The sequence below is a fragment of the Mesorhizobium sp. C120A genome, assembly GCF_030323105.1.
Classification (GTDB): Bacteria; Pseudomonadota; Alphaproteobacteria; order Rhizobiales; family Rhizobiaceae; genus Mesorhizobium.
The window spans coordinates 773,806-793,015 of record NZ_CP100476.1 but is presented as its reverse complement, the minus strand read 5'-3'; the positions used below and the strand labels follow the sequence as shown (position 1 = coordinate 793,015).

The following is a 19,210-nucleotide window of genomic DNA, read 5'->3' as shown; positions in this document are numbered from 1 at the left end:
CCTTCCTGAATTCGCGTTTGCCAGACTATGACACAAGTTCCTTGAAGATACCGTTTCCCGCCAAGAGTGTCTCGTGTGTTCCGTCTTCCACCAATTGGCCTGAGTCAAAGACCACAACCCGGTCGAACATCGTCGCCATTGCCGGATTCGTCACCACCCACACAATTGCCGGCGAATGGCCGTCGCGTCTGGCTTCGTCGAGCACATTCCGCAGCACCTTGTCCTGCACGCGCTGGTCGAGCGCCGACAGCGGCCGATTGAGAATGAGGAAATCGGGACGCTTGAGCAAGGCGCGGGCAACATCGAGCTTCTGTCGCTGTCCGCCGGTCAGCCGCCTGCCGGCGGCGCCGACGTTGAAGTCCAGGCCGACATCCAGAAGCTCGGCATAAAGCCCCAGTTCGTCAAGAATATCATAGACGATGGAGCGAATGCGGTCCGGCGCGTCGGGATGGTTGTTGCCGACACGCCCGAACAGGACGTTGTCCATGACGGTGGCCGCGGCGATGTATTTGGCAGGGTCAAACCGTTCGACAGCTTTCTCCAGCTCGGCCGGCAGGTTTTCATAGAACTGGTTGCGTGCAGCGATGATCTTGCTCATCAGCTCGTCGGTCAAGAGGCCGAAGCGATGCCGGGGCTCGATATAGGCAAAGCTCAACGTGACCATCATGGCGCGGTCGTTCTCCGAAACCGCATCGTAGGGGCGATTCTTGAGCCGTTGCAGCAAGGTTTCGTAGGCGGGTATCTCCTCGGCGCTCATGAAGGCGAGCTGCTGGAAGAACTGGTGTTCGGGCGGCAGGTCGGCAAACAGCTCGATCGCCTGTTCGGCGATCTCCATGCCCATTTCGTAGAGCGTGCGGTCGAGGCCGGCTTGCTTCAGCACGGAAGCAAAATAGGGATTGGACGCCAGTGCCTTGTGAGCCAGTTCGGGGCCGGCCGCAGCGCCGAAGAGCAGGTTCTGGCCGATCGTCGCTTCCTTGTTGTAGGCGCCCGGTTCAAAAGGAACCACCAGCGCGCTCAGGCCTTCTTCCTCCAACCGGGTTCGCAGCGCCGCACGCAATTCGACGATCCGCCCGGCAAGCTTCGTGTGGCGCTTGAGGTCGGCCGAAGAGCGCAAGCCTAGATCCAGAATGTCGCGCGACAGAAGAACCGCGTCGAGCACCCGGCGCACGGCTTCGAAGAGGTCGTGCGGGCCGGTGGCGCCGGCGGAGGCATAGTTGATCCAATCGCTGCGGATATCGAGATCCGGATTGCCCGACCGGCGCGCCTCGTCGATATTCCAACGGTGCTGGTCCGCCGCGGCGCCGTCATATGTCACCGATGTCAGCGGCGCATGCTTCAACCCGTAGAGCAAATTGTCGCGCAGGCTTGCCTGGAACAGGAAAACATCCGACGAAGCGTAGGACATGCGCCGGCCGGTCACGGCTTCGGGGAGATCGAGCAAGTCATCGGAGCCCGAAACGATCCTTCCGCTGTCCGGCCAGGTCAGCCGCGCAAAGGCTTCCGCAAGCGCCTCCGCTCCCCCTGTTGCGGTGCTGACCAGCGCCACCGTCTCACCCGGCTTGACCTCGAGCGAGATGCGATTGAGGAGCATTGCGCCGCCATCGTCTGCTATCGACAGGCTGACCGCCGACAGCGGCTTGGTCATCGGATCGGGATCGTCGACCGTCAGTGCTCCGATTTCCGGCGCGATGATATTCTCGACGGTGAACTGTTCGACGACCTGCTGATATTTGACCTGGACATCCTGCCGGTCCTGATCCCAGTCGATCAGTTCCTTCATCGGTCCGGGCAAGTCCTTGTAAGCGCCGATCACGGCCACGAGCTGGCCGACATCCAACCGCCCCTGGATGACCAGATAGCCACCGATCATGTAAAACAGAAAGGGCGTGAGCTGCGCGAGAAAATTGTTGAGGAACTTTACCATGAATTTCCATTGGTAAAGATCGAAGCGGATTTTGAAGATGAGCCCGAGCCGGGCTGCTATGTCGGCGCGCTCGTAGTTCGACGTATCGTGGACGTGAACCGCGCCGATGCCGTCGACGATTTCGCCAACCCGGCCTGAAAGCGCGCGCGCCGTCAACTGCCGCTGGCGCCCGAGCACGAGCAGCCGCCGCCGCATTCGCGGGATAAGCACGATCTGGATCGCCACGATCACGACCGCTATCATTCCGAGCCAGACGTTCTGGACCATGATGAACAGCATGGCCGTCAGCGCCTGGCCGCCGAGCAGCACCGGCTGCAGGAAGGCATCGCCAATGAAGCCGCCCAGCGGCTCCACCTCGTCCTTCACCATGGTCGCCACTTCGGCGGATTTCACCCGCTTGAAGTAAACCGGCGGAAACCGCAGCACACGATCGACCAGATCGAAACGAATACGCCGCAGCATGCGTTCGCCGAGCCGGCCCTTGTAAGTGTTGATGTAGAGCTTGAACAAGCCGTTGATGACGACCAGCAAGAGGAACACAAGGCTGAGCGCAAGCAGGGTCGAGGTGCGGTCCAGTTGAAAACCGGAGAAGAACTGGACCTCGCCGATGAACGGCAGGTTATAGTGCAACCGCATGAATGGCAGGGTCGCGCCCGGTTGCTCGAACCCCTTGCCCTGGATCGGGCCGTTGACGATCAGCTTCGGCAGGTCGAACGACATGAAATACGGGACCATCGAAAGCACGACGATCATCAATATCCAGAGCTGCTGCTTCCTGGTGTGCGTCCAGATATAGCGGGCTAGGCTGGTTTCCATATGCGATTGTCAGTTTGAAGGATGCGGAATGTAAAGGCACCTGCTGGCAAATGGTGTATCGGCCATGTCTTCGCCGCCAACGACGAGCTCAAAGCGGCAGCTGCGCGCCAGGCGGATGGGCGCCGATGGTCCGGACAAATTCAATCGGCCTCCTCCGGGCAATGGCGAAACGGCTTGCGGCACAGTCGCGTCCGCAAGTCGAACAGGCAAGAGGCAAGATTGCGTTGTGTCGCCGGAAATCCCAACATAGAAGACGAATATGATGGATGTCACGCAACCACGCAATGCCGGCATGGGTGGGCATGAGCAAGCCCTGGACCTCACGCGGGGAATTGCCGCCTACGTCGACCACCCTCTCGTGGCCGGGCTGGCGCGCGTCATCGCCAAGCATCCGCAGGCCGATATCGCCAATGCCTTCAACCACAAGCAGGTCGCCTGCAAGATGTGGGCGCTCGACAGGCTGTTCGAAAGCGACGGCGGCCGGTTCGAACGCATATGGGTTCTGGGTGGATGGTACGGCGTATTGCCGGCGATGCTTTTCAACGACGCCCGCTTCGACATCGCGGCGATCGACAGCATCGACATCGATCCCGAAGTCGGCGCGGTCGCCCGGACACTCAACCGGCAAGCCGGCGAGCGGTTTCAAGCGCTGACGGCAGATATGTACACACTCGACTATGCCGCCGGCGGGCCTGACCTGGTGGTCAATACGAGCTGCGAACACATAGCCGATCTCAGCGCCTGGCTTGCCCTGCTTCCGCGGGGTACGAACGTGCTGCTGCAGTCGAACGATTATTTCAGCGAGCCGACGCACATCAACTGCGTGGCGTCACTTGCGGCCTTCGAAGCCATGGCGGCGCTGCGGCAGATCAGGTTCTCCGGCGAATTGCCGACAAAAAATTATACACGCTTCATGCTGATCGGAACTGTTTGAAGCGCTCGCGCAGGATTTGCGCCGAGCGCCGCGCCCCTTCCAGATCGAGGCGATGCGCGGCTGGCGGCGGTCCCGCAAGCGCCTGCTCGATCGCTTGCGCCAGACCTTCAGGCGTCAGGTCCTGTTCCGTCAGCACCGTTGCAAGACCGAGCTCTTCAAGCATCAGGGCGCGACGCGTCTGCTCGGTTTCCCCGCCGGCTGCAAATGGAACGAGCAGCGAGCGACACCCCGCGCGCATGACATCGCAGACCGTGTTGTAACCCGCCTGCGAGACCGACAGGCGGGCGCCGGTCAGCAGGCTGGCGAAATCCTCGCGGAACCGGAAGATGGACAGGCGTGGGGAGGCATCGCGTGCAATCGCGTCAAACTCGTCCTTCGGCAGGTTTGGGCCGGTGATCAAACACCATGTCCAGGCGTTATCGGCACTTCGCGCCGCCGCGACGGTGGATCTGACAAGGCTCTTTCCGGCCGCCCCGCCGCCAACCGACACCAGAACGTCGAAGCGCTCTGAGGCCGCTTGCGCCGGCGGCGCGGCAACGAGCCCTGTGTAGGCGACCTCGGCCCTGATCGCCCCAGCCAGCGGAAATGTCTTGTCGATGGTTGCGAAAGCCGGATCGCCATGGACCATGACAAGATCGAAATGCCTGTTGACGATATCGACCGTTTCTTCGTTTCGGCTCGGCTTCACGCGCTCCTGAAGGATGTCGCGGACGGACGCCGCCAGCAGCGGTCTGGGCGATGTCGCTTCGATGGCCTCGATCAGTGGCAAGAGTTCGAAACGCATCTGCCGGCGTCCAAAGGGAAACGCCTCGATAATGACGATGTCGGGCCTGTAATCCCGGAAAGCCTGCAGCAGCATCTCTGAGCGCCGCGTCTTGAAATCATCGTCGACGGCTTTGCCCTGCAGGTCGACAAGTCCGGAAAATCCTTCGTCACCGGAGGTGACAGGCGGCAGGGTCACGGATTTTACACCCGATCCCGGAAATCCCGCGATCGGCGCTCCGCCGGTCACGACGGTGACGTCGAACCCGTCATCGACCAGAGCCGCCGCAATGCGGCTGGCGCGCGCGAGATGGCCGATGCCGAGCAGGTGCTGAACATAGAAGAAAGCGCGCAGCCGCTTCATTCGGCGGCCCGCCACTCCCGCTCGAACAGTTCCTTGAGCTGTCCAATGCCTGCCACATGATCGAAATTGCTTCGCACGCGCCGCTCCGCGGCGTCGCCGAGGCGGACGCGCAGGACGGGATCGCGGATCAGGCGCTCCAGCGCCTGTGCCAGGGCAGTCGGGTTTTCCGAGGGAACCAGCAGCCCGGTTTCATCCGACGATAAAAGCTCCGGCACGCCGGAAATATCGGTCGACACGCAGGCAAGCCGCTGGCTGGCCGCCTCCACCAGAACATTCGGCAGGCCGTCCCGGTCACCATCCGCGGTGATCCTGCAGGCCAAAGCGAAGATGTCGGCGCTGCGGTAGTGCTCAAGCACCTCCTCCTGCGCCAGCGCGCCTTTCCAGGAGACGCGCCCCTCCAGTCCGAGCCTTTGCGCCAGCGCCTTCAGCCGTTTCAGTTCCTCGCCGCCACCGATATGCTCGAAACACCACGCCAGATCGCCATGCAAGAGGGCAAGAGCCTCCAGCAACGTATCATAGCCCTTCTTTTCAACGGCGCGTCCGACACTCAAGATCATGACCGGTTCGGCCGGCGCCGAGCCGTCACGCTGTTTTCGCGCCTCGCCGAAACTGCCGAAGCGGTCAAGGTCGAGCCCATGATAGCTCAGATGCACGGACGAACTGCCGTTGGCGAGTTTTTTCAGATGGTCGAAGCCGGTTTTCGTGCACGTGACCGTCCAGCGCGCCGAGGAAAGCTTGCCGGCCAGATCCCAGTCCGCCGACGTCCAGATGTCCTTGGCATGGGCTGAGCAGCTCCAGGGCAAGCCACGAAGCTGGCTGGCATAGCGCGTCACAGATGCCGGCGTGTGCGCGAAATGGGCATGCAGCCATCCCGCGTCTTGCGGCCATTCGGCGGCCAACACGAGCGCTTGCCCGAAGCGGCGCGCGCGATTGCGGGTAAAGTCGCGGCGGATATCGGCAGCCAGCGATTTGAGCGCGCGCCAGAAGCCAGGCCGCGGCAGACAGGCAAACAGCGACCGAAGCACGCGCAGCGGCTCTCTGTGCAGATATTCGGGTAGATAGTGGACGGGGCCTTGATCTCATCATGCACGGGATGACGTTTTGCGTCGGTCGGCCGCCTGAGCGCGAAAAGTATCAGGTCGAACCCCGCACGCTCGAGACCGAGCAATTCCTGCGCGATGAAGGTTTCCGACAGCCGCGGATAGCCCTTCAGAACCACGACGATCTTGCGGTGTTGCAACTCAGTTCATGCCTTCAATGACCGAAAGGTGATGGCCGGCCCGGCGGTCGAGCAGTTCCGCGACGATTTCGGAAATATGAGGCAGCCCTTCCAGCGTCAGATGCGCATTGCTCTGCGATGGGCGGGGCCGGCCCGGCAAAACCTGCAGCGCATCGGCAAACCGCTGGGCATCCTCGGCCTCCTCGGGCAAAAGCATCTCGATGAGGCCGAGTTCGGCTGCGCGCCGTGCCCGGATCAGCTGTTCCTCGCGCGGCGTGACGCGCGGCACGATCAGCGCCGGCTTGTCGAAAGACAGTATCTCGCAATAGGTGTTGTAACCGCCCATCGCCACCACCGCCTTGGCGCCGGCAATCAGCTCTTCCATGCGGTTGTCGAATTCGATGATCTTGACGTAGGGGATCTTGGCCCCTTTCCTGACCAGCTTGTTGCGCTTGCGCGCCGGCATGTAGGGCCCAAGCACGATCAGCGCCCGGTGCTGCAATCGCGGATCCTGCTGATAGGCCTCGATGACGTTGTGGATCAGGTCGGCGCCGTCACCGCCGCCACCGGTGGTAACCAGGATATAGTCGCCCTCGGGCCGGTGGCCGGGCAACTGGTTCTGCTGCAGGCTCCGTTGCAGGAAACCGACGAACTTCATCTTTGCCCTGACCGCCGGCGGCACCTCCAGGCCGGTCAGCGGATCGTAGAAATCCGGCGGGCCATAGACCCAGACCTTGTCGTAGAACAGGCCGATCTTGCGCATCACATCCCTGCGTGCCCACTCCGCTTCGAGCAAATGCGGCGCGTCCATCACCTCGCGCAGGCCAAGCACGAGCGTGGTGCCCCGCGTCTTGAGGTAGGACAGCGTATCCTCGATCTCTCCGCGCAGCCCCAGCGGTTCCTTGTCAACGATGAAGATATCCGGCCGGAAGCTCTCGGCTGTGTGGCGAATAATCGACTGCCGCATCCTGAGCGTCTCATGCAGATCGATGTCCTTTTCCAGCGAGGTGTATTCGCCGTTGCGCAGCTTGATGACGCTGGGGATCTTCACGAAGTCGACGCGGGCGCGGTAGTCGAAGGCGCCGGCGATGGTGGCGCCCGAAATGATTAGCACCTGAAGTCCGCGGAAATCCCCGACCAGCGAATGAGCGATCGTTCGGCAACGCTGCAAATGGCCGAGCCCGAACGTGTCGTGGCTGTACATGAGAATTCGTGCGTCTTTTGCGTGCTGTGTCATTGTGAACGTCTTTTAGAATTCTCGCCGGACCGTGGGCAACCCCGCAGGCTTCGAAACCATTCTCGCGGGTCTATCGACCTGTTTTGAAACATGGGGGCGAGAGGTACGCAACGGCATTCTTCACCAGGTCACGAATGCCAGGGGCGCTGATTGTGGCGCCATGCCTTGTCTTCGCCGACGATAGACGGCCCGAGCACAAATCTCTGTCATGAGGCTTGACCCCGTGGAATTAAATGCCCTGCGGCCTGAGGCAGGCAAAGCGCACATTGCGAAAAATCAAGGGCGACCAAGGCGAAACGAGGCTGCCGCACATTGTGAGGAGAACCCGCACCTTGGGAAAATGCTTCATAATCCATCGAAACACAACGGCCGCCAGAGGCCGCACGTTGCGGCCTTTTATCCTGCCATCAGCCTTGGCCTGTGGCAAGCGTCCGGTCCTTGCACCGTTGAAGCTGGTGCAATCTCGCGTCATGCCGGCTTCGTCCGTCATGTGGAGGATAGCTGCGGCCCCAATGAGATTCGTCAGCCAGGCGACCCATTCGCCAGTTCCGCCCAAAGCTTTGCGTGAACACGCCGGCCGGAACGGCGGCTAAGCCAGCCGCGCCCTTGTCGTCCTCGGCGTTGCCAGCAGCAGACTTGTCTCGCTGCCGGTTATCCCGGGGATGAGCCGTATCCGCCTAAGCACGGCGTCGAAATCGGTGAGCGATGCAGTGCCGAGTTCGACCACCAGGTCCCAGCGGCCATTGGTGGTGTGAATGGTCGAAACCTCGGCGAGGCCGCCGAGCGCCCGGACCACGCGATCCGCGGCATGGCCTTCGATCTCGATCATCATCACGCCGCGTATCCGCTGGTCGACCGCGTCGGCGCGCAGCACCACCGTGTAGCCGATGATCTCGCCCGTTTTTTCCAGCCGCTCCATGCGCGCCCTGACCGTGGCGCGCGACACCCCGAGATCGACCGCGAGATCGGAGATGCTGCGCCGGGCATCATGCCTGAGCAGCGTGACCAGCCTTTCGTCGAGCAAGTCCATGATTCTATCCACTTTGACCAAGCTGACTTATCGGATTGATAAATCATTCTTCTCGAAATGCCAATTTCGCCTGTTCATTCTGCCGGGCCGGGATGGTTCATTCCACGCATCAACCGCCCAATCAATTTACAAGGACAACAAGAACCATGCGCTGCAGGATCGTTGGCGCGCCGGTGCAGGACGGCGCCGGCAGGATGGGATGCGAGATGGGGCCAAGCGCGCTGCGCACGGCCGGGCTTGTCTCGGTGCTGTCGGAACTTGGCCACGAGGTCGAGGACTGGGGCGCGGTGCAACCGGCCGCCGTGCGCGCAATCGTCCATGGCAATCTCGCGCTGAAGGCCCTACCGGAGATTTCCGCCTGGACGGCGGCGATAGCCGAGACCGCCTATGCGGCTTCGCGGAACGCCATGCCGATCTTCCTTGGCGGCGACCACGCGATATCGGCCGGCACGGTGTCGGGCATAGCCCGCCGCGCCGCCGAACGCGGCCGGCCGCTCTTCGTGCTGTGGCTCGACGCACATCCCGATTTCCACACGCTCGATACCACCGTCAGCGGCAATCTGCACGGCGTGCCGCTCGCCTATGCCAGCGGCCGGCCGGGCTTCAACGGTTATTTCCCGGACCTGCCTGTCGCCGTCGACCCTGCCCACATCTGCGTCATGGGCCTGCGCAGCGTCGATCCGGCGGAGCGCCGGGCGCTGAGCGAAGCGGGGGTTACCGTGCACGACATGCGCACCATTGACGAGCACGGCGTCGCACCTTTGCTGCGCGCCTTCCTGGCCATCGTCGAAAAGGAAAACGGCCTGCTGCATGTCAGCCTCGACGTCGACTTCCTCGACCCCTCCATCGCGCCGGCCGTCGGCACCACCGTGCCCGGCGGCGCCACCTTCCGCGAGGCGCACCTGGTGATGGAGATGCTGTCCGACAGCGGCCTGGTCTCCAGCCTTGATCTGGTCGAGCTCAACCCGTTCCTCGACGAGCGCGGCCGCACCGCCACGCTGATTGTCGACCTCGCCGCCAGCCTGATGGGCCGGCGCATCATGGACCGCCCGACCCGCAGCCATTCCGGAAGCATTGCATGACCCAGCCTTCCCGCCTTGCCATCGTCCCCTTCGTCAGCGTCGACCGCATGATGAAGCTGGTGCTGACCATCGGCGTCGAGCGGTTCCTCACCGAACTCGCCGCCTATATCGAGGAGGATTTTCGCCGCTGGGAGCTGTTCGACAAGACGCCGCGCATCGCCTCGCACAGCCATGACGGCGTCATCGAACTGATGCCGACCAGCGACGGCCGGCTATACGGCTTCAAATATGTCAACGGCCATCCCAAGAACATGCGCGAGGGGCGCCAGACCGTCACCGCCTTCGGCGTGCTCGCCGATGTCGGCTCCGGCTATCCGATGCTGCTCACCGAAATGACGATCCTGACGGCGCTGCGCACCGCGGCGACCTCCGCTGTCGCGGCCAAATATCTGGCGCCGAAAGGCGCGCGCTCGATGGCCATCATCGGCAATGGCGCCCAGTCCGAATTCCAGGCTGTCGCCTTCAAAGCGCTGCTCGGCATCGACCGGCTGCGGCTCTACGACATCGACCGCTCGGCTTCCGAGAAATGCGCCCGCAACCTCGCCGGCAAAGGCTTTGACATCACCATCTGCGCGACCGGCCAGGATGCTGTGGAAGGCGTCGACATCATCACCACGGTGACCGCCGACAAGCTGTCCGCCACCATTCTGACCGACAACATGGTCGGTTCCGGCGTGCACATCAACGCGGTCGGCGGCGACTGCCCCGGCAAGACGGAACTGCACCGCGACATCCTTTTGCGCTCCGACATCTTCGTCGAGTTCTCGCCGCAGACGCGCATCGAGGGCGAAATCCAGCAGCTCCACGCCGACCATCCGGTGACCGAGTTGTGGCAGGTGATGACCGGCAAGGCGGAAGGCCGCAAGACGGCGGAACAGATCACCTTGTTCGATTCCGTCGGCTTCGCCACCGAGGATTTTTCCGCGCTGCGCTATGTCAGAGACCAGCTTCAGGCCACCGGCCTCTACGAGGAGCTCGACCTGCTCGCCGATCCCGACGAGCCGCGCGACCTCTTCGGCATGCTGCTCAGGGCAGCGCTGCAGCCGGCCGCCGCCTGAGGGACTTCAGCCGCTCAACGGCGCGCAGCTCTCCCGTTCGACGAGCACCGGGGTGAGCACTTCGCGGCGCGAATGCGCCGCAGGCTCGGCAACCCGCTCGAGCAGCAGGCTGACGGCGCGGGTGCCGATCTTCTCGACCGGCTGTGCGATCGTCGTCAGCGGCGGCCAGGTGGTGACGGCATAGGGGATGTCGTCGAAGCCGATCATCGACATGTCGCCGGGGACCCGCAATCCGCGCCCGCGCAGCACTGTCAGCGCGCCCATGGCCATCAGATCGTTGCAGGCAAACAGCGCCGTGATCCCCGGCGCCTGCGCCATCAGCCGCTCCATCGCCGTGCGGCCGCCGGCGAAGTGGTAGTCGGAATCCACCACCGAGGCCGGCGGCAGGTCGAGGCCGGCTTCCTGCAGCGCCCTGGCGAAGCCGCGCAGGCGGGCCGGGCTGGAGCTGGAATCGCGCGGGCCGCCGATGACGCCGATCTTCTCGTGGCCGAGCCCGGCCAGATAGCGGCCGGCGAGATAGCCGCCATGATCGTGATCGACCAGCACCGAATCGACATTGACCGAATGGATCTCGCGGTCGAGCAGCACCGCCGGGACGCCGGGCAGAAGGCTGGAGAACACCCGCGCATGATCCGACGAGCCGGCGAAGATCAGCCCGTCGATCTGCTTGGCCATCAGCACCTGGAGGTAGCGCTCCTCCTTCTCGGCGCTGCCGTCGGAGTTGCACAGGATCACAGTATAGCCGGCAAGGAAGCCGGCATCCTCGATCTGGCGCGCCACGCCGGCGAAGAACGGGTTGGAATTGTCCGGCAGCAGCAGGCCGATGGTCTTGGTCTCGCCGCGCCTCAGGCTGCGCGCCAGCGTGTTCGGGCTGTAGCGCAAGGCGGCGATGGCCGAATGCACGCGCTCGGCCGTCTCAGGCTCGACATGGCGCGTGCGGTTCATCACATGCGAGACGGTTGCGACCGACACTCCGGCATGGCGCGCGACATCGGCAATCGTCGTCATTTCTTGTCCCCTGACTCGATTAGCCTAATGATTGCGTAACCGGATGTGTCGCACGCTAGAGCGCAGCTTTCGAGTGTCAATGTCCCTTTGAGCAACCTGCTGAGCGGAGCGATCTGCCGCCAAGAAAAAGCCGCAAGGCTGGGTGCTTGGTGGTCGACCTGTTGTCGCAACCGGATAAGGTTCGAGAGCCGGGAACTGCTCAATCGCCAACCATCGGAACAACGATGCGACTTCTCCTTGTCGAGGACGACCCACGCACCGCCGACTATGTCGTCAAGGGCCTTGGCGAGGCAGGCCATATCTGCGACCTCAGGCGCGATGGCCGCGACGCGCTGTTTGCCGCGACACGCGACGCCTATGACGTGATCGTCGTCGACCGCATGCTGCCCGGCCTCGACGGCCTATCGATGATCAAGGCGGTGCGGGCAGCGGGCGTGCGTACGCCGGCGATCTTTCTGACCTCGGTCGGCGGCGTCGACGACAGGGTTGAAGGGCTCGAGGCCGGCGGCGACGACTATCTCGTCAAGCCATTCGCCTTTTCCGAACTGCTCGCCCGCATCAACGCGCTCGGCCGTCGCCCTGCGGTGCAGGAGCTGAAGACGACGCTGCGCATCGCCGACCTCGAAATGGACCTGATCCAGCGCCGCGTCACCAGGCAGGGCCAGGCGATCGACCTGCAGCCGCGCGAATTCAGCCTGCTCGAAGTGCTGATGCGCGGCGAGGGCCGCGTCATCACCCGCACCATGCTTCTGGAACGGGTCTGGGATTTTCACTTCGACCCCAGGACCAGCGTCGTCGAAACCCATATCAGCCGGCTGCGCGCCAAGATCGACAGGCCGTTCGAAACCACGTTGATCCACACCGTGCGCAACACTGGCTACAGTGTTCACGACTGAGGCGCGGCATGACAGAAACTTGCCATGACTGAAGCTTGCCATGACTGAAACGCACTATGACTGAGACAGGCTCTCGCCTGCTGCGCAGCACGCCGTTTCGGCTGGCCCTGACCTTCGCCTTGCTGTTCGTGCTCGCCTTCATCCTGTCAGGCGCCATCGTCTACCAGCTGATGAGCGCGGATCTTGCCGAGCAGCTCGACCAGTCGGTCAAGGAGACCTATTCGGTCGTGGCGGTGACCTATGCCGGAAACGACCGGGAGGATCTGGTTTCGGCAGTCGACAGCCACGCCGCGCTCAGCCCGAGCAAGGAACAGCTGTTCTCGCTCACCGATCCCGCCGGCAATCGCCTGGCCGGGAATTTCACCGCCGCCGACCTTCCCGATGGCTTTTCGGATTTTGCCGCTTCCCTGCCAGGCGTTGCGCCGGACACTATGTACCGCGCCTGGACCGGTTCGGTCGGGCCCAACAGCCTGACAATCGCCTTCTCGCTCTCCGAAACCGAGGAGCTGGAACGCATCGTTTTGATGAGCTTCGGCTGGGCCACCCTGATCATTTCAGGGCTGGCGGTGGCTGGCGGCGCCTTGCTGGCGTCGCGTGTGCAGCGTCGCCTCGACGGCATTGCCACCACCATGGACGATGTCTCCAACGGCCGGCTCGACGCCCGCATTCCACTGCTCGGCAATGGCGACGACATTGACGGCGTCTCGCGCCAGGTCAACGCCGCGCTGGAGCGGCTGGCGGCGCTGGTGGACGGCATGCGCCAGGTCAGCGCCGACATCGCGCATGATCTGAAGACGCCGCTCAACCGGCTGCAGATGATTTTGGAAGCTGCGGCCGACAGGACCGCGCGGGGTGAGGCCGTTGCCGATGAGCTGGCGGAGGCACGTGGGGAAAGCCTGCAGATCAACGATACTTTCGATGCGCTGTTGCGTATTGCCCAGATCGAGGCCGGCGCTCGCAAGACGCGCTTTGTCGATCTCGACCTCACCGGCGTCATCGATGCCATTGCCGAAATCTACGCCGGTGTCGCCGAGGATGACGGCAAGTCGCTGTCGGCCACGATCGTCCACGGCACCCCATGCCTGGTCCACGGCGACCGCGACCTGCTGACGCAATTGTTTGCCAATCTGGTCGAGAACGCGCTGCGGCATTGCCCCGATGGCACGGCAATCCTTCTATCGGTGCGGCGGCAAGGCGACCGCATTCTGGCTGAGGTCGCCGACAATGGCCCCGGCATCCCGGCGCAGGAGCGCGAAAAAGTGTTCCAGCGGCTCTACCGGCTGGACTCCAGCCGCACCACGCCCGGCAGCGGCCTGGGCCTCAGCCTTGTGCGGGCCATCGCCGACCTGCATGGTGCAACGATTGCGCTGGAGGATCGCCGGCCTGGGCTGGCGGTAATTGTCGGGTTTCCTCGGGCGGAGGGCACCGGTCCCGGCTTGAAATAACAACGCCAGAGCCAGGTCGACCCCACTCCGTCGAGCGAAGCAGCGACGGAGTGGGGGAAGGCGCTCATGAAACGCCAAGTCGCTGACAACTTTCTCCAAGTTGATGATCGCATCCGACAAAGGCGGTCGCGATTAGCCTTGCACATGTTTCCACCCGGAACGGCTGCGGGTTGATCAAGATGACCGTTGGACCTATCGGCCCACCGCACCCCGGCGAAAATCCGAGGGCGACATCCCTGCCAGCTTGCGGAAGGATTTGTTGAAGGCGCTGAGCGAGCCGAAGCCTGAATCCATGGCGACGCGCAGCACATTGGCGTCTTCATGCATCAGCAGCGCCTGCGCGTAGCTCAGCCGCAGCAGATTCATATATTCGTTGAGCGTCATGCCGGTCGATTTCTTGAAAATGCTCATGGCGTATTTGGGATGGATGTCGGCCGCCGCCGCGATGTCGACGCAGTCTATGTCGTAGAGGAAATTCTCGGCGATGAAGTCGCACATGCGCCCGACATTGCGCAGCGATTGCTGGTCGAACGGGCCGCCGGGTTCCTGGCCGATGGCGGTTTCCGGCACCAGCCGGTAGGGCTCGAAGCGCACCCGCTCCAACCGCAGCAGCAGCTCGTTCACGGCGTGCTCGGTTATCGCCGGATCGCCCGAGCGGAAATAGCGGTTCCAGCGTTCGAAATTGTGATGGTCGGCCTGGTCGGTCGCCGATGTCACCAGCGTGGCGCCGGTCATCAGCCGGTGGCGGACATCCGTCGGCAGGTGCAGGCGGAAGAAATGCACCAGCGGCAGATGCGCGCCGGCATAGATGGCGTCGTCGGAGAGATCGTCCATCTGGTGCGGCAGCCCGCCCCAGAACAGGCACATGTCGCCCGCCGTGAGCGCGATCTCGTGCTCGTTCATGCGGTAGTGCACGCTGCCGCGGACGATGAAATTGACCTCGACCTGGGCATGCCAGTGCGGCTTCAGCATCACCAGCGGATGGTTGTGAAACATCTGCAAAGCCATCGGCAGGCCTTCGACGCTGCTGGCGCCAGGCTGGTAAAACGGCCGTTCCGGCATCTTACTTTCCGCCCATCTTTTATTCCCGTTGTCAGGGACAAGCCTTCCGCGCCGCCTAGTCTAGCCATGCTCGCGAAGAGAGAGCAAATGAAATGGGAGGATTTCAATGCGCACGACACTGATCTGTGCCGCGCTGGCGCTTGGCCTGGGCTCAACCCCGGCTTTGGCGCAGTCCGGCGAAATCACGATCTGGAGCTGGAATATCGCCGCTTCGTCGCTGAAGGCGACGGTGGCCGGCTTCAACAAACAGCATCCCGACGTCAAGGTCACCGTTCAGGATCTCGGCAACCAGCCGACCTATGACAAGTCGATCGCCGGCTGCGCGGCCGGCGGCGTCGGCCTGCCCGATATCGTCTCGATCGAAAACGGCGAGGCCGAGAATTACTGGAGCCAGTTCCCCGATTGCTTCGTCGATTTGCACACGCTGGGCTACACCGCCGACGACCAGAAGAAATTCCCGGACTTCAAGCGCACCGAACTGGAGGTCGGCGACAAGGCCTATGCCATGCCGTGGGATTCCGGCCCGGTAGCCGCCTTCTACCGCCGCGACTTCTACGAGAAGGCCGGCGTCGATCCGGCCTCGATCAAGACCTGGGACGATTTCATCGCCGCCGGCAAGAAGGTCCAGGCCGCCAATCCCGGCGTCACCATGACCAATGCCGATTTCAACGGCGACACCGAATTCTTCCGCATGATTTCCAACGAACAGGGCTGCGGCTATTTCGCCGCCGATGGGCAGTCGATCACCGTCAGCCAGCCGAAATGCGTCGACACGCTGGCCAAGATCAAGGACATGAAGGACGCCGGCATCATCTCGTCGGCCGACTGGGGCACCAAGATCACCAACAACACCGCCGGCACCGTCGCCACCCAGGTCTATGGCGGCTGGTATGAGGGCACCATCCGCACCGAATCCGCCGGCGAAAACGGCAAATGGGGTGTCTATCTGATGCCGAGCCTGACCGCCGACGGCCCGCGCGCGGCCAATCTCGGAGGCTCGTCGCTCGCCATCACCTCAGCCTCGAAGAACAAGGAGGCCGCCTACGCCTATCTGAAATACACGCTCGAGACCAATGAAGGCCAGATCACCATGCTCAGGGATTTCGGCCTGGTGCCGTCACTGATCTCGGCCCTCGACGACCCCTACGTCTCGCAGGGCCTGCCCTATTGGGGCGGCCAGGCAGTGTGGAAGGACATTCTCGCCACGCTGCCCAAGGTGGTGCCGAGCCGCGGCACGCCGTTCCAGAGCGACGCCGAAATCATCATGCGCGCCGTGCAGACCAAATATCTCGGCGGCGGCTATCCCGATGCCAAGGCCGCCCTCGACGACGCCGCCAGCCAGATCGCTTCGGCGACGGGACTGCCGATCAAGTGACCAAGGCGGTGATGCTGGCGGGCCAGATATAGGGCAATTTGCCGGACCGTTGGCGCTGCCCCTCACCTGCCTGCCGGCATCCTCTCCCGTATAGTGACGGAGAGGGGGACGCTCTCGCCCAACAGTTCGCCAATCGCCGGCGGCGTCCGCCGGCTAACAACACGCCGGATATCAGCCGGGAAAGAGGAAGGAGGAGGAACCATGCGCTACCAGAACGCCACGGCCTATCGCTTCCTCACGCCCTACCTCCTGATCTTCGCCATCTTCTGGGTGTGGCCGATCATCTCCTCGTTCATGATTTCCTTCCAGGCGACGCGCACGGTGCCCTGGCGCTTTGCGCCGACATTCAACTGGGGCCGCCTGATCGGCGACCCCGCTTTCTTCAACGCGCTGAAGAACACGCTGCTCATCCTCGTCATCCAGGTGCCGGTGATGATCTCGCTGGCGATCGTCATGGCGGTGCTGCTGAACTCGCCGCTGCTGAAAGCACGTGGCCTCTACCGCTTCGCCTTCTTCGCTCCGGTGGTGGTCGGCGAGGTCGCCTATTCCGCCGTGTTCCGGCTGATGTTCAATCTCGATTTCGGCATCATCAACAAGCTGCTCGCCGGCATCGGCCTGGCCAAGATCGACTGGTTCTCCAACGTCACCCCGGCCATGGCGCTGATCATGATCGCGGTGACCTGGCGCTGGGCCGGCTACAACGCCATCATCCTGCTCGCCGGCCTGCAGTCGATCCCCGAGGATGTCTATGAAGCAGCGACGCTCGACCGCGTCAGCAAGCTCAAGCAGTTCTTCTACATAACGCTGCCGCTGCTCAAGCCGGTCATCGTGTTTTGCGCCGTGCTGTCGATCATCGGCACGATGCAGCTGTTCACCGAGCCGTTCCTGATCACGGAGCGCGGCGGCCCCGGCGGCGGCACCGAGACGCTTGGCCTGCTGCTCTACCGCCAGGGTTTTCGCTCGCTCAATTTCGGCTACGCCTCGGCCGTCGCCTACACCATGGCGGGGCTGGCCATCGCCATCACGCTGGTGCAGCTGTGGCTAACAAGAGAGCCGAAATGAGTTCGCTGTCGCAACGCCGGCTCGGCCGCAGCGTCCTGCTGCATCTGGTCCTGACGCCGCTGGCGGTGATCTGGCTGTTTCCGCTATGGATGATGGTGGTGTTTTCGACCATGCCCGACAACGGCATTTTCAGCCCCGGCATCGAGCTTCTGCCGCACGGCAATTTCGTCGACAATTTCAACAACCTGCAGCGCGACACCAATTTCGTCGGCGCTATCGGCATTTCGGTGGCGGTGGCGGTGACCTACACCTTCTTCTCGGTGCTGCTGACCTCGATGGCCGGCTGGGCGCTCGCCCGCTATCAGTTCTTCGGCAAGGGCGCGGTGGTGGCGATCATCCTCGGCACCATCACGCTGCCCTATGCGGTGGTGCTGATCCCGCAATTCATCATGGTGGCGCGCGACTTCCAGCTCGCCAACACCTGGATTGCGCTGATCGTGCCACCCTTGTTCAATTCGCTGGGCGTGCTGTTCATGCGCCAGGCTTTCTCGATGATGCCGGCCGACCTTTTCGACGCGGCACGTGTCGAGGGCGTCAAGGAATGGCGTATCTTCCTGTTCGTCGCTTTGCCGCTGGCGCGGCCGATGCTGGCGGCGCTCGCCATCATCCTGTTCCTCGCCTCGTGGAACAATTATCTCTGGCCGCTTTTGATCAACAGCCAGCCCGGCGCGATGACGGCCCCTGTGGCGCTCGGCACGCTGATCGGCCTGACCAAGGTCTCATGGGGCGGCATCATGGCCGGCGCCGTCATGCTGACCGTACCGATGCTGGTCGTCTTCGTGCTGCTGCAGCGCCATTTCATCGCCGGCATCGCCGCCGGTGCCGTCAAGTAGGGACAACAGCGATATGGCGGCAGTCACCCTCACCAATGTCGTAAAACGCTTCGGCGTCTATGAGATCATCCATGGCGCCAACATCGATATCGCCGATGGCGAGTTCGTCGTCTTTGTCGGCCCGTCGGGTTGTGGAAAATCGACGCTGCTCAGGATGATCGCCGGGCTGGAGGATATCAGCGGCGGCGAGATCGCCATTGGCGGCAAGGTGATGAACGATGTCGAGCCGGCCGAGCGCGGCATCGCCATGGTGTTCCAGTCCTACGCGCTCTACCCGCACATGAGCGTGGAGCAGAACCTGAGCTTTGGCCTCAGGATGACCGGCAACCCCAAGGAGGACACCGAGCGGCGGGTGAAGCGGGCCTCCGAAATCCTGCGCATCACAGAGTTGATGGCGCGGCGGCCCAGGCAATTGTCCGGCGGCCAGCGCCAGCGCGTTGCCATTGGCCGCGCCATCGTGCGCGAACCGCAAGTCTTCCTGTTCGACGAGCCGTTGAGCAATCTCGACGCCGAGCTGCGCGTCCAGATGCGGGTCGAGATCTCGCGCCTGCACAAGGAGCTCGGCACGACGATGATCTATGTCACCCACGACCAGACCGAAGCGATGACGCTGGCCGACCGGATCGTGGTGCTGCGCGGTGGCCATGTCGAGCAGATCGGCCGGCCGCTCGATCTCTACGACAATCCCGACAACCAGTTCGTCGCCGGCTTTGTCGGCTCGCCGAAGATGAATTTCATCAAGGGCCGCGTCGTCGGGCGCAACACGAGCAGCGTCACCGTCGAGCTGGTGGGCGAGGAAAAGACCCGCATTATGCAACCATTGACCGGCGCCGTGCCGCAAACAGGAGCCAAGGTCATTGTCGGCGTGCGGCCCGAACATTTCGGCAATGGCGGCGAAGGCGACGCCGACCTCACTGTCGGCATCGACGTGGTCGAGCATCTCGGCGGCACCAGCTTCATCTATGCCAGGACCGCCCATGGCGAAGACCTGGTGATCCAGCGCGACGCGGCAAAGGTCCCCGACACCCAGGAGATCACCGTGTCCATCCGCAAATCCTATCTGTTCGATGAAAACGGCCAGCGGCTGCGCTGACCTTCCAGCT

Annotated in this window: 16 protein-coding genes and 1 pseudogene; 9 read left to right on the top strand and 8 right to left on the bottom strand. The window is 63.1% G+C overall.

Annotated elements, in window-relative coordinates; all coding sequences use genetic code 11:
* Window positions 1-25: 25 nt before the first annotated feature.
* On the bottom strand, window positions 26-2,740 hold the full coding sequence (locus NL532_RS03915) for an ABC transporter transmembrane domain-containing protein (RefSeq protein WP_023732839.1): 2,715 nt from the start codon (window positions 2,738-2,740) through the stop codon (window positions 26-28).
* A gap of 262 nt (window positions 2,741-3,002) precedes the next feature.
* Between NL532_RS03915 and NL532_RS03910 the strand changes: the two genes are divergently transcribed.
* The gene (locus NL532_RS03910) at window positions 3,003-3,674 is read left to right on the top strand and encodes a class I SAM-dependent methyltransferase (RefSeq protein ID WP_081731080.1); all 672 of its coding nucleotides are present in this window, start codon (window positions 3,003-3,005) and stop codon (window positions 3,672-3,674) included.
* Here the strand turns inward: NL532_RS03910 and NL532_RS03905 are convergent.
* The 5 genes and pseudogenes from NL532_RS03905 to NL532_RS03885 all read right to left on the bottom strand — a co-directional run bounded on the left by NL532_RS03905 (window position 3,652) and on the right by NL532_RS03885 (window position 8,286).
* On the bottom strand, window positions 3,652-4,800 hold the full coding sequence (locus tag NL532_RS03905) for a glycosyltransferase family protein (protein WP_023732837.1): 1,149 nt from the start codon (window positions 4,798-4,800) through the stop codon (window positions 3,652-3,654). The genes NL532_RS03910 and NL532_RS03905 overlap by 23 nt on opposite strands.
* Window positions 4,797-6,040, bottom strand: a pseudogene (locus tag NL532_RS03900) (glycosyltransferase). Before NL532_RS03900 ends, NL532_RS03905 begins: the two are co-directional and overlap by 4 nt.
* A gap of 1 nt (window position 6,041) precedes the next feature.
* Window positions 6,042-7,256: a glycosyltransferase family protein gene (locus NL532_RS03895; RefSeq protein WP_023672150.1), complete on the bottom strand. Its 1,215-nt coding sequence runs from the start codon at window positions 7,254-7,256 to the stop codon at window positions 6,042-6,044.
* 229 nt (window positions 7,257-7,485) lie between these two features.
* Window positions 7,486-7,746, bottom strand: a complete 261-nt coding sequence (locus NL532_RS03890) for a hypothetical protein (RefSeq protein WP_023672151.1) — start codon at window positions 7,744-7,746, stop codon at window positions 7,486-7,488.
* 99 nt (window positions 7,747-7,845) lie between these two features.
* On the bottom strand, window positions 7,846-8,286 hold the full coding sequence (locus NL532_RS03885; protein ID WP_023685065.1) for an Lrp/AsnC family transcriptional regulator: 441 nt from the start codon (window positions 8,284-8,286) through the stop codon (window positions 7,846-7,848).
* A gap of 146 nt (window positions 8,287-8,432) precedes the next feature.
* Here NL532_RS03885 and rocF point away from each other — a divergent pair, with 146 nt between their 5' ends.
* Both rocF and ocd read left to right on the top strand, forming a co-directional pair.
* On the top strand, window positions 8,433-9,368 hold the full coding sequence (gene rocF, locus NL532_RS03880; protein ID WP_023754932.1) for an arginase: 936 nt from the start codon (window positions 8,433-8,435) through the stop codon (window positions 9,366-9,368).
* Entirely contained in the window at window positions 9,365-10,426 is a 1,062-nt protein-coding gene (gene ocd, locus NL532_RS03875) for an ornithine cyclodeaminase (RefSeq protein WP_023706788.1), read from the top strand. Before rocF ends, ocd begins: the two co-directional genes overlap by 4 nt.
* 6 nt (window positions 10,427-10,432) lie before the next feature.
* On the opposite strand, the gene NL532_RS03870 is transcribed toward ocd, so the two are convergent.
* Window positions 10,433-11,434: a LacI family DNA-binding transcriptional regulator gene (locus tag NL532_RS03870; RefSeq protein ID WP_023742039.1), complete on the bottom strand. Its 1,002-nt coding sequence runs from the start codon at window positions 11,432-11,434 to the stop codon at window positions 10,433-10,435.
* 224 nt (window positions 11,435-11,658) lie between these two features.
* Between NL532_RS03870 and NL532_RS03865 the strand changes: the two genes are divergently transcribed.
* Together NL532_RS03865 and NL532_RS03860 are read left to right on the top strand one after the other, a co-directional pair.
* Window positions 11,659-12,330: a winged helix-turn-helix domain-containing protein gene (locus NL532_RS03865; RefSeq protein ID WP_023829869.1), complete on the top strand. Its 672-nt coding sequence runs from the start codon at window positions 11,659-11,661 to the stop codon at window positions 12,328-12,330.
* Window positions 12,331-12,386: 56 nt separating this feature from the next.
* The gene (locus tag NL532_RS03860) at window positions 12,387-13,775 is read left to right on the top strand and encodes a HAMP domain-containing sensor histidine kinase (RefSeq protein WP_286487881.1); all 1,389 of its coding nucleotides are present in this window, start codon (window positions 12,387-12,389) and stop codon (window positions 13,773-13,775) included.
* A gap of 192 nt (window positions 13,776-13,967) precedes the next feature.
* Here NL532_RS03860 and NL532_RS03855 read toward each other — a convergent pair whose 3' ends face one another.
* Window positions 13,968-14,837 carry a helix-turn-helix domain-containing protein gene (locus tag NL532_RS03855; protein WP_023706782.1) on the bottom strand — a complete coding sequence of 290 codons (870 nt, stop codon included), beginning with the start codon at window positions 14,835-14,837 and terminating at the stop codon, window positions 13,968-13,970.
* Window positions 14,838-14,943: 106 nt separating this feature from the next.
* On the opposite strand from NL532_RS03855, the gene NL532_RS03850 reads away from it, so the two are divergent.
* The 4 genes from NL532_RS03850 to NL532_RS03835 all read left to right on the top strand — a co-directional run bounded on the left by NL532_RS03850 (window position 14,944) and on the right by NL532_RS03835 (window position 19,200).
* Window positions 14,944-16,212, top strand: a complete 1,269-nt coding sequence (locus tag NL532_RS03850; protein ID WP_023829870.1) for an ABC transporter substrate-binding protein — start codon at window positions 14,944-14,946, stop codon at window positions 16,210-16,212.
* 201 nt (window positions 16,213-16,413) lie between these two features.
* A complete protein-coding gene (locus NL532_RS03845) occupies window positions 16,414-17,274 on the top strand; it encodes a carbohydrate ABC transporter permease (RefSeq protein ID WP_023726710.1) in 861 nt (286 codons plus the stop codon).
* Complete coding sequence (locus tag NL532_RS03840; RefSeq protein ID WP_023672164.1) at window positions 17,271-18,107, top strand: carbohydrate ABC transporter permease; 837 nt, start codon at window positions 17,271-17,273, stop codon at window positions 18,105-18,107. Before NL532_RS03845 ends, NL532_RS03840 begins: the two co-directional genes overlap by 4 nt.
* Before the next feature lie 13 nt (window positions 18,108-18,120).
* Window positions 18,121-19,200, top strand: a complete 1,080-nt coding sequence (locus NL532_RS03835) for an ABC transporter ATP-binding protein (protein ID WP_023726711.1) — start codon at window positions 18,121-18,123, stop codon at window positions 19,198-19,200.
* Window positions 19,201-19,210: the final 10 nt, after the last annotated feature.

Excerpts from the sequence above, each read along its gene's own strand:
- NL532_RS03915 (WP_023732839.1), bottom strand. The coding sequence starts at position 2,740 with ATGGAAACCAGCCTAGCCCGCTATATCTGGACGCACACCAGGAAGCAG.
- NL532_RS03910 (WP_081731080.1), top strand. The coding sequence starts at position 3,003 with ATGGATGTCACGCAACCACGCAATGCCGGCATGGGTGGGCATGAGCAA.
- NL532_RS03905 (WP_023732837.1), bottom strand. The coding sequence starts at position 4,800 with ATGAAGCGGCTGCGCGCTTTCTTCTATGTTCAGCACCTGCTCGGCATC.
- NL532_RS03895 (WP_023672150.1), bottom strand. The coding sequence starts at position 7,256 with ATGACACAGCACGCAAAAGACGCACGAATTCTCATGTACAGCCACGAC.
- NL532_RS03890 (WP_023672151.1), bottom strand. The coding sequence starts at position 7,746 with ATGACGGACGAAGCCGGCATGACGCGAGATTGCACCAGCTTCAACGGT.
- NL532_RS03885 (WP_023685065.1), bottom strand. The coding sequence starts at position 8,286 with ATGGACTTGCTCGACGAAAGGCTGGTCACGCTGCTCAGGCATGATGCC.
- rocF (WP_023754932.1), top strand. The coding sequence starts at position 8,433 with ATGCGCTGCAGGATCGTTGGCGCGCCGGTGCAGGACGGCGCCGGCAGG.
- ocd (WP_023706788.1), top strand. The coding sequence starts at position 9,365 with ATGACCCAGCCTTCCCGCCTTGCCATCGTCCCCTTCGTCAGCGTCGAC.
- NL532_RS03870 (WP_023742039.1), bottom strand. The coding sequence starts at position 11,434 with ATGACGACGATTGCCGATGTCGCGCGCCATGCCGGAGTGTCGGTCGCA.
- NL532_RS03865 (WP_023829869.1), top strand. The coding sequence starts at position 11,659 with ATGCGACTTCTCCTTGTCGAGGACGACCCACGCACCGCCGACTATGTC.
- NL532_RS03860 (WP_286487881.1), top strand. The coding sequence starts at position 12,387 with ATGACTGAGACAGGCTCTCGCCTGCTGCGCAGCACGCCGTTTCGGCTG.
- NL532_RS03855 (WP_023706782.1), bottom strand. The coding sequence starts at position 14,837 with ATGCCGGAACGGCCGTTTTACCAGCCTGGCGCCAGCAGCGTCGAAGGC.
- NL532_RS03850 (WP_023829870.1), top strand. The coding sequence starts at position 14,944 with ATGCGCACGACACTGATCTGTGCCGCGCTGGCGCTTGGCCTGGGCTCA.
- NL532_RS03845 (WP_023726710.1), top strand. The coding sequence starts at position 16,414 with ATGCGCTACCAGAACGCCACGGCCTATCGCTTCCTCACGCCCTACCTC.
- NL532_RS03840 (WP_023672164.1), top strand. The coding sequence starts at position 17,271 with ATGAGTTCGCTGTCGCAACGCCGGCTCGGCCGCAGCGTCCTGCTGCAT.
- NL532_RS03835 (WP_023726711.1), top strand. The coding sequence starts at position 18,121 with ATGGCGGCAGTCACCCTCACCAATGTCGTAAAACGCTTCGGCGTCTAT.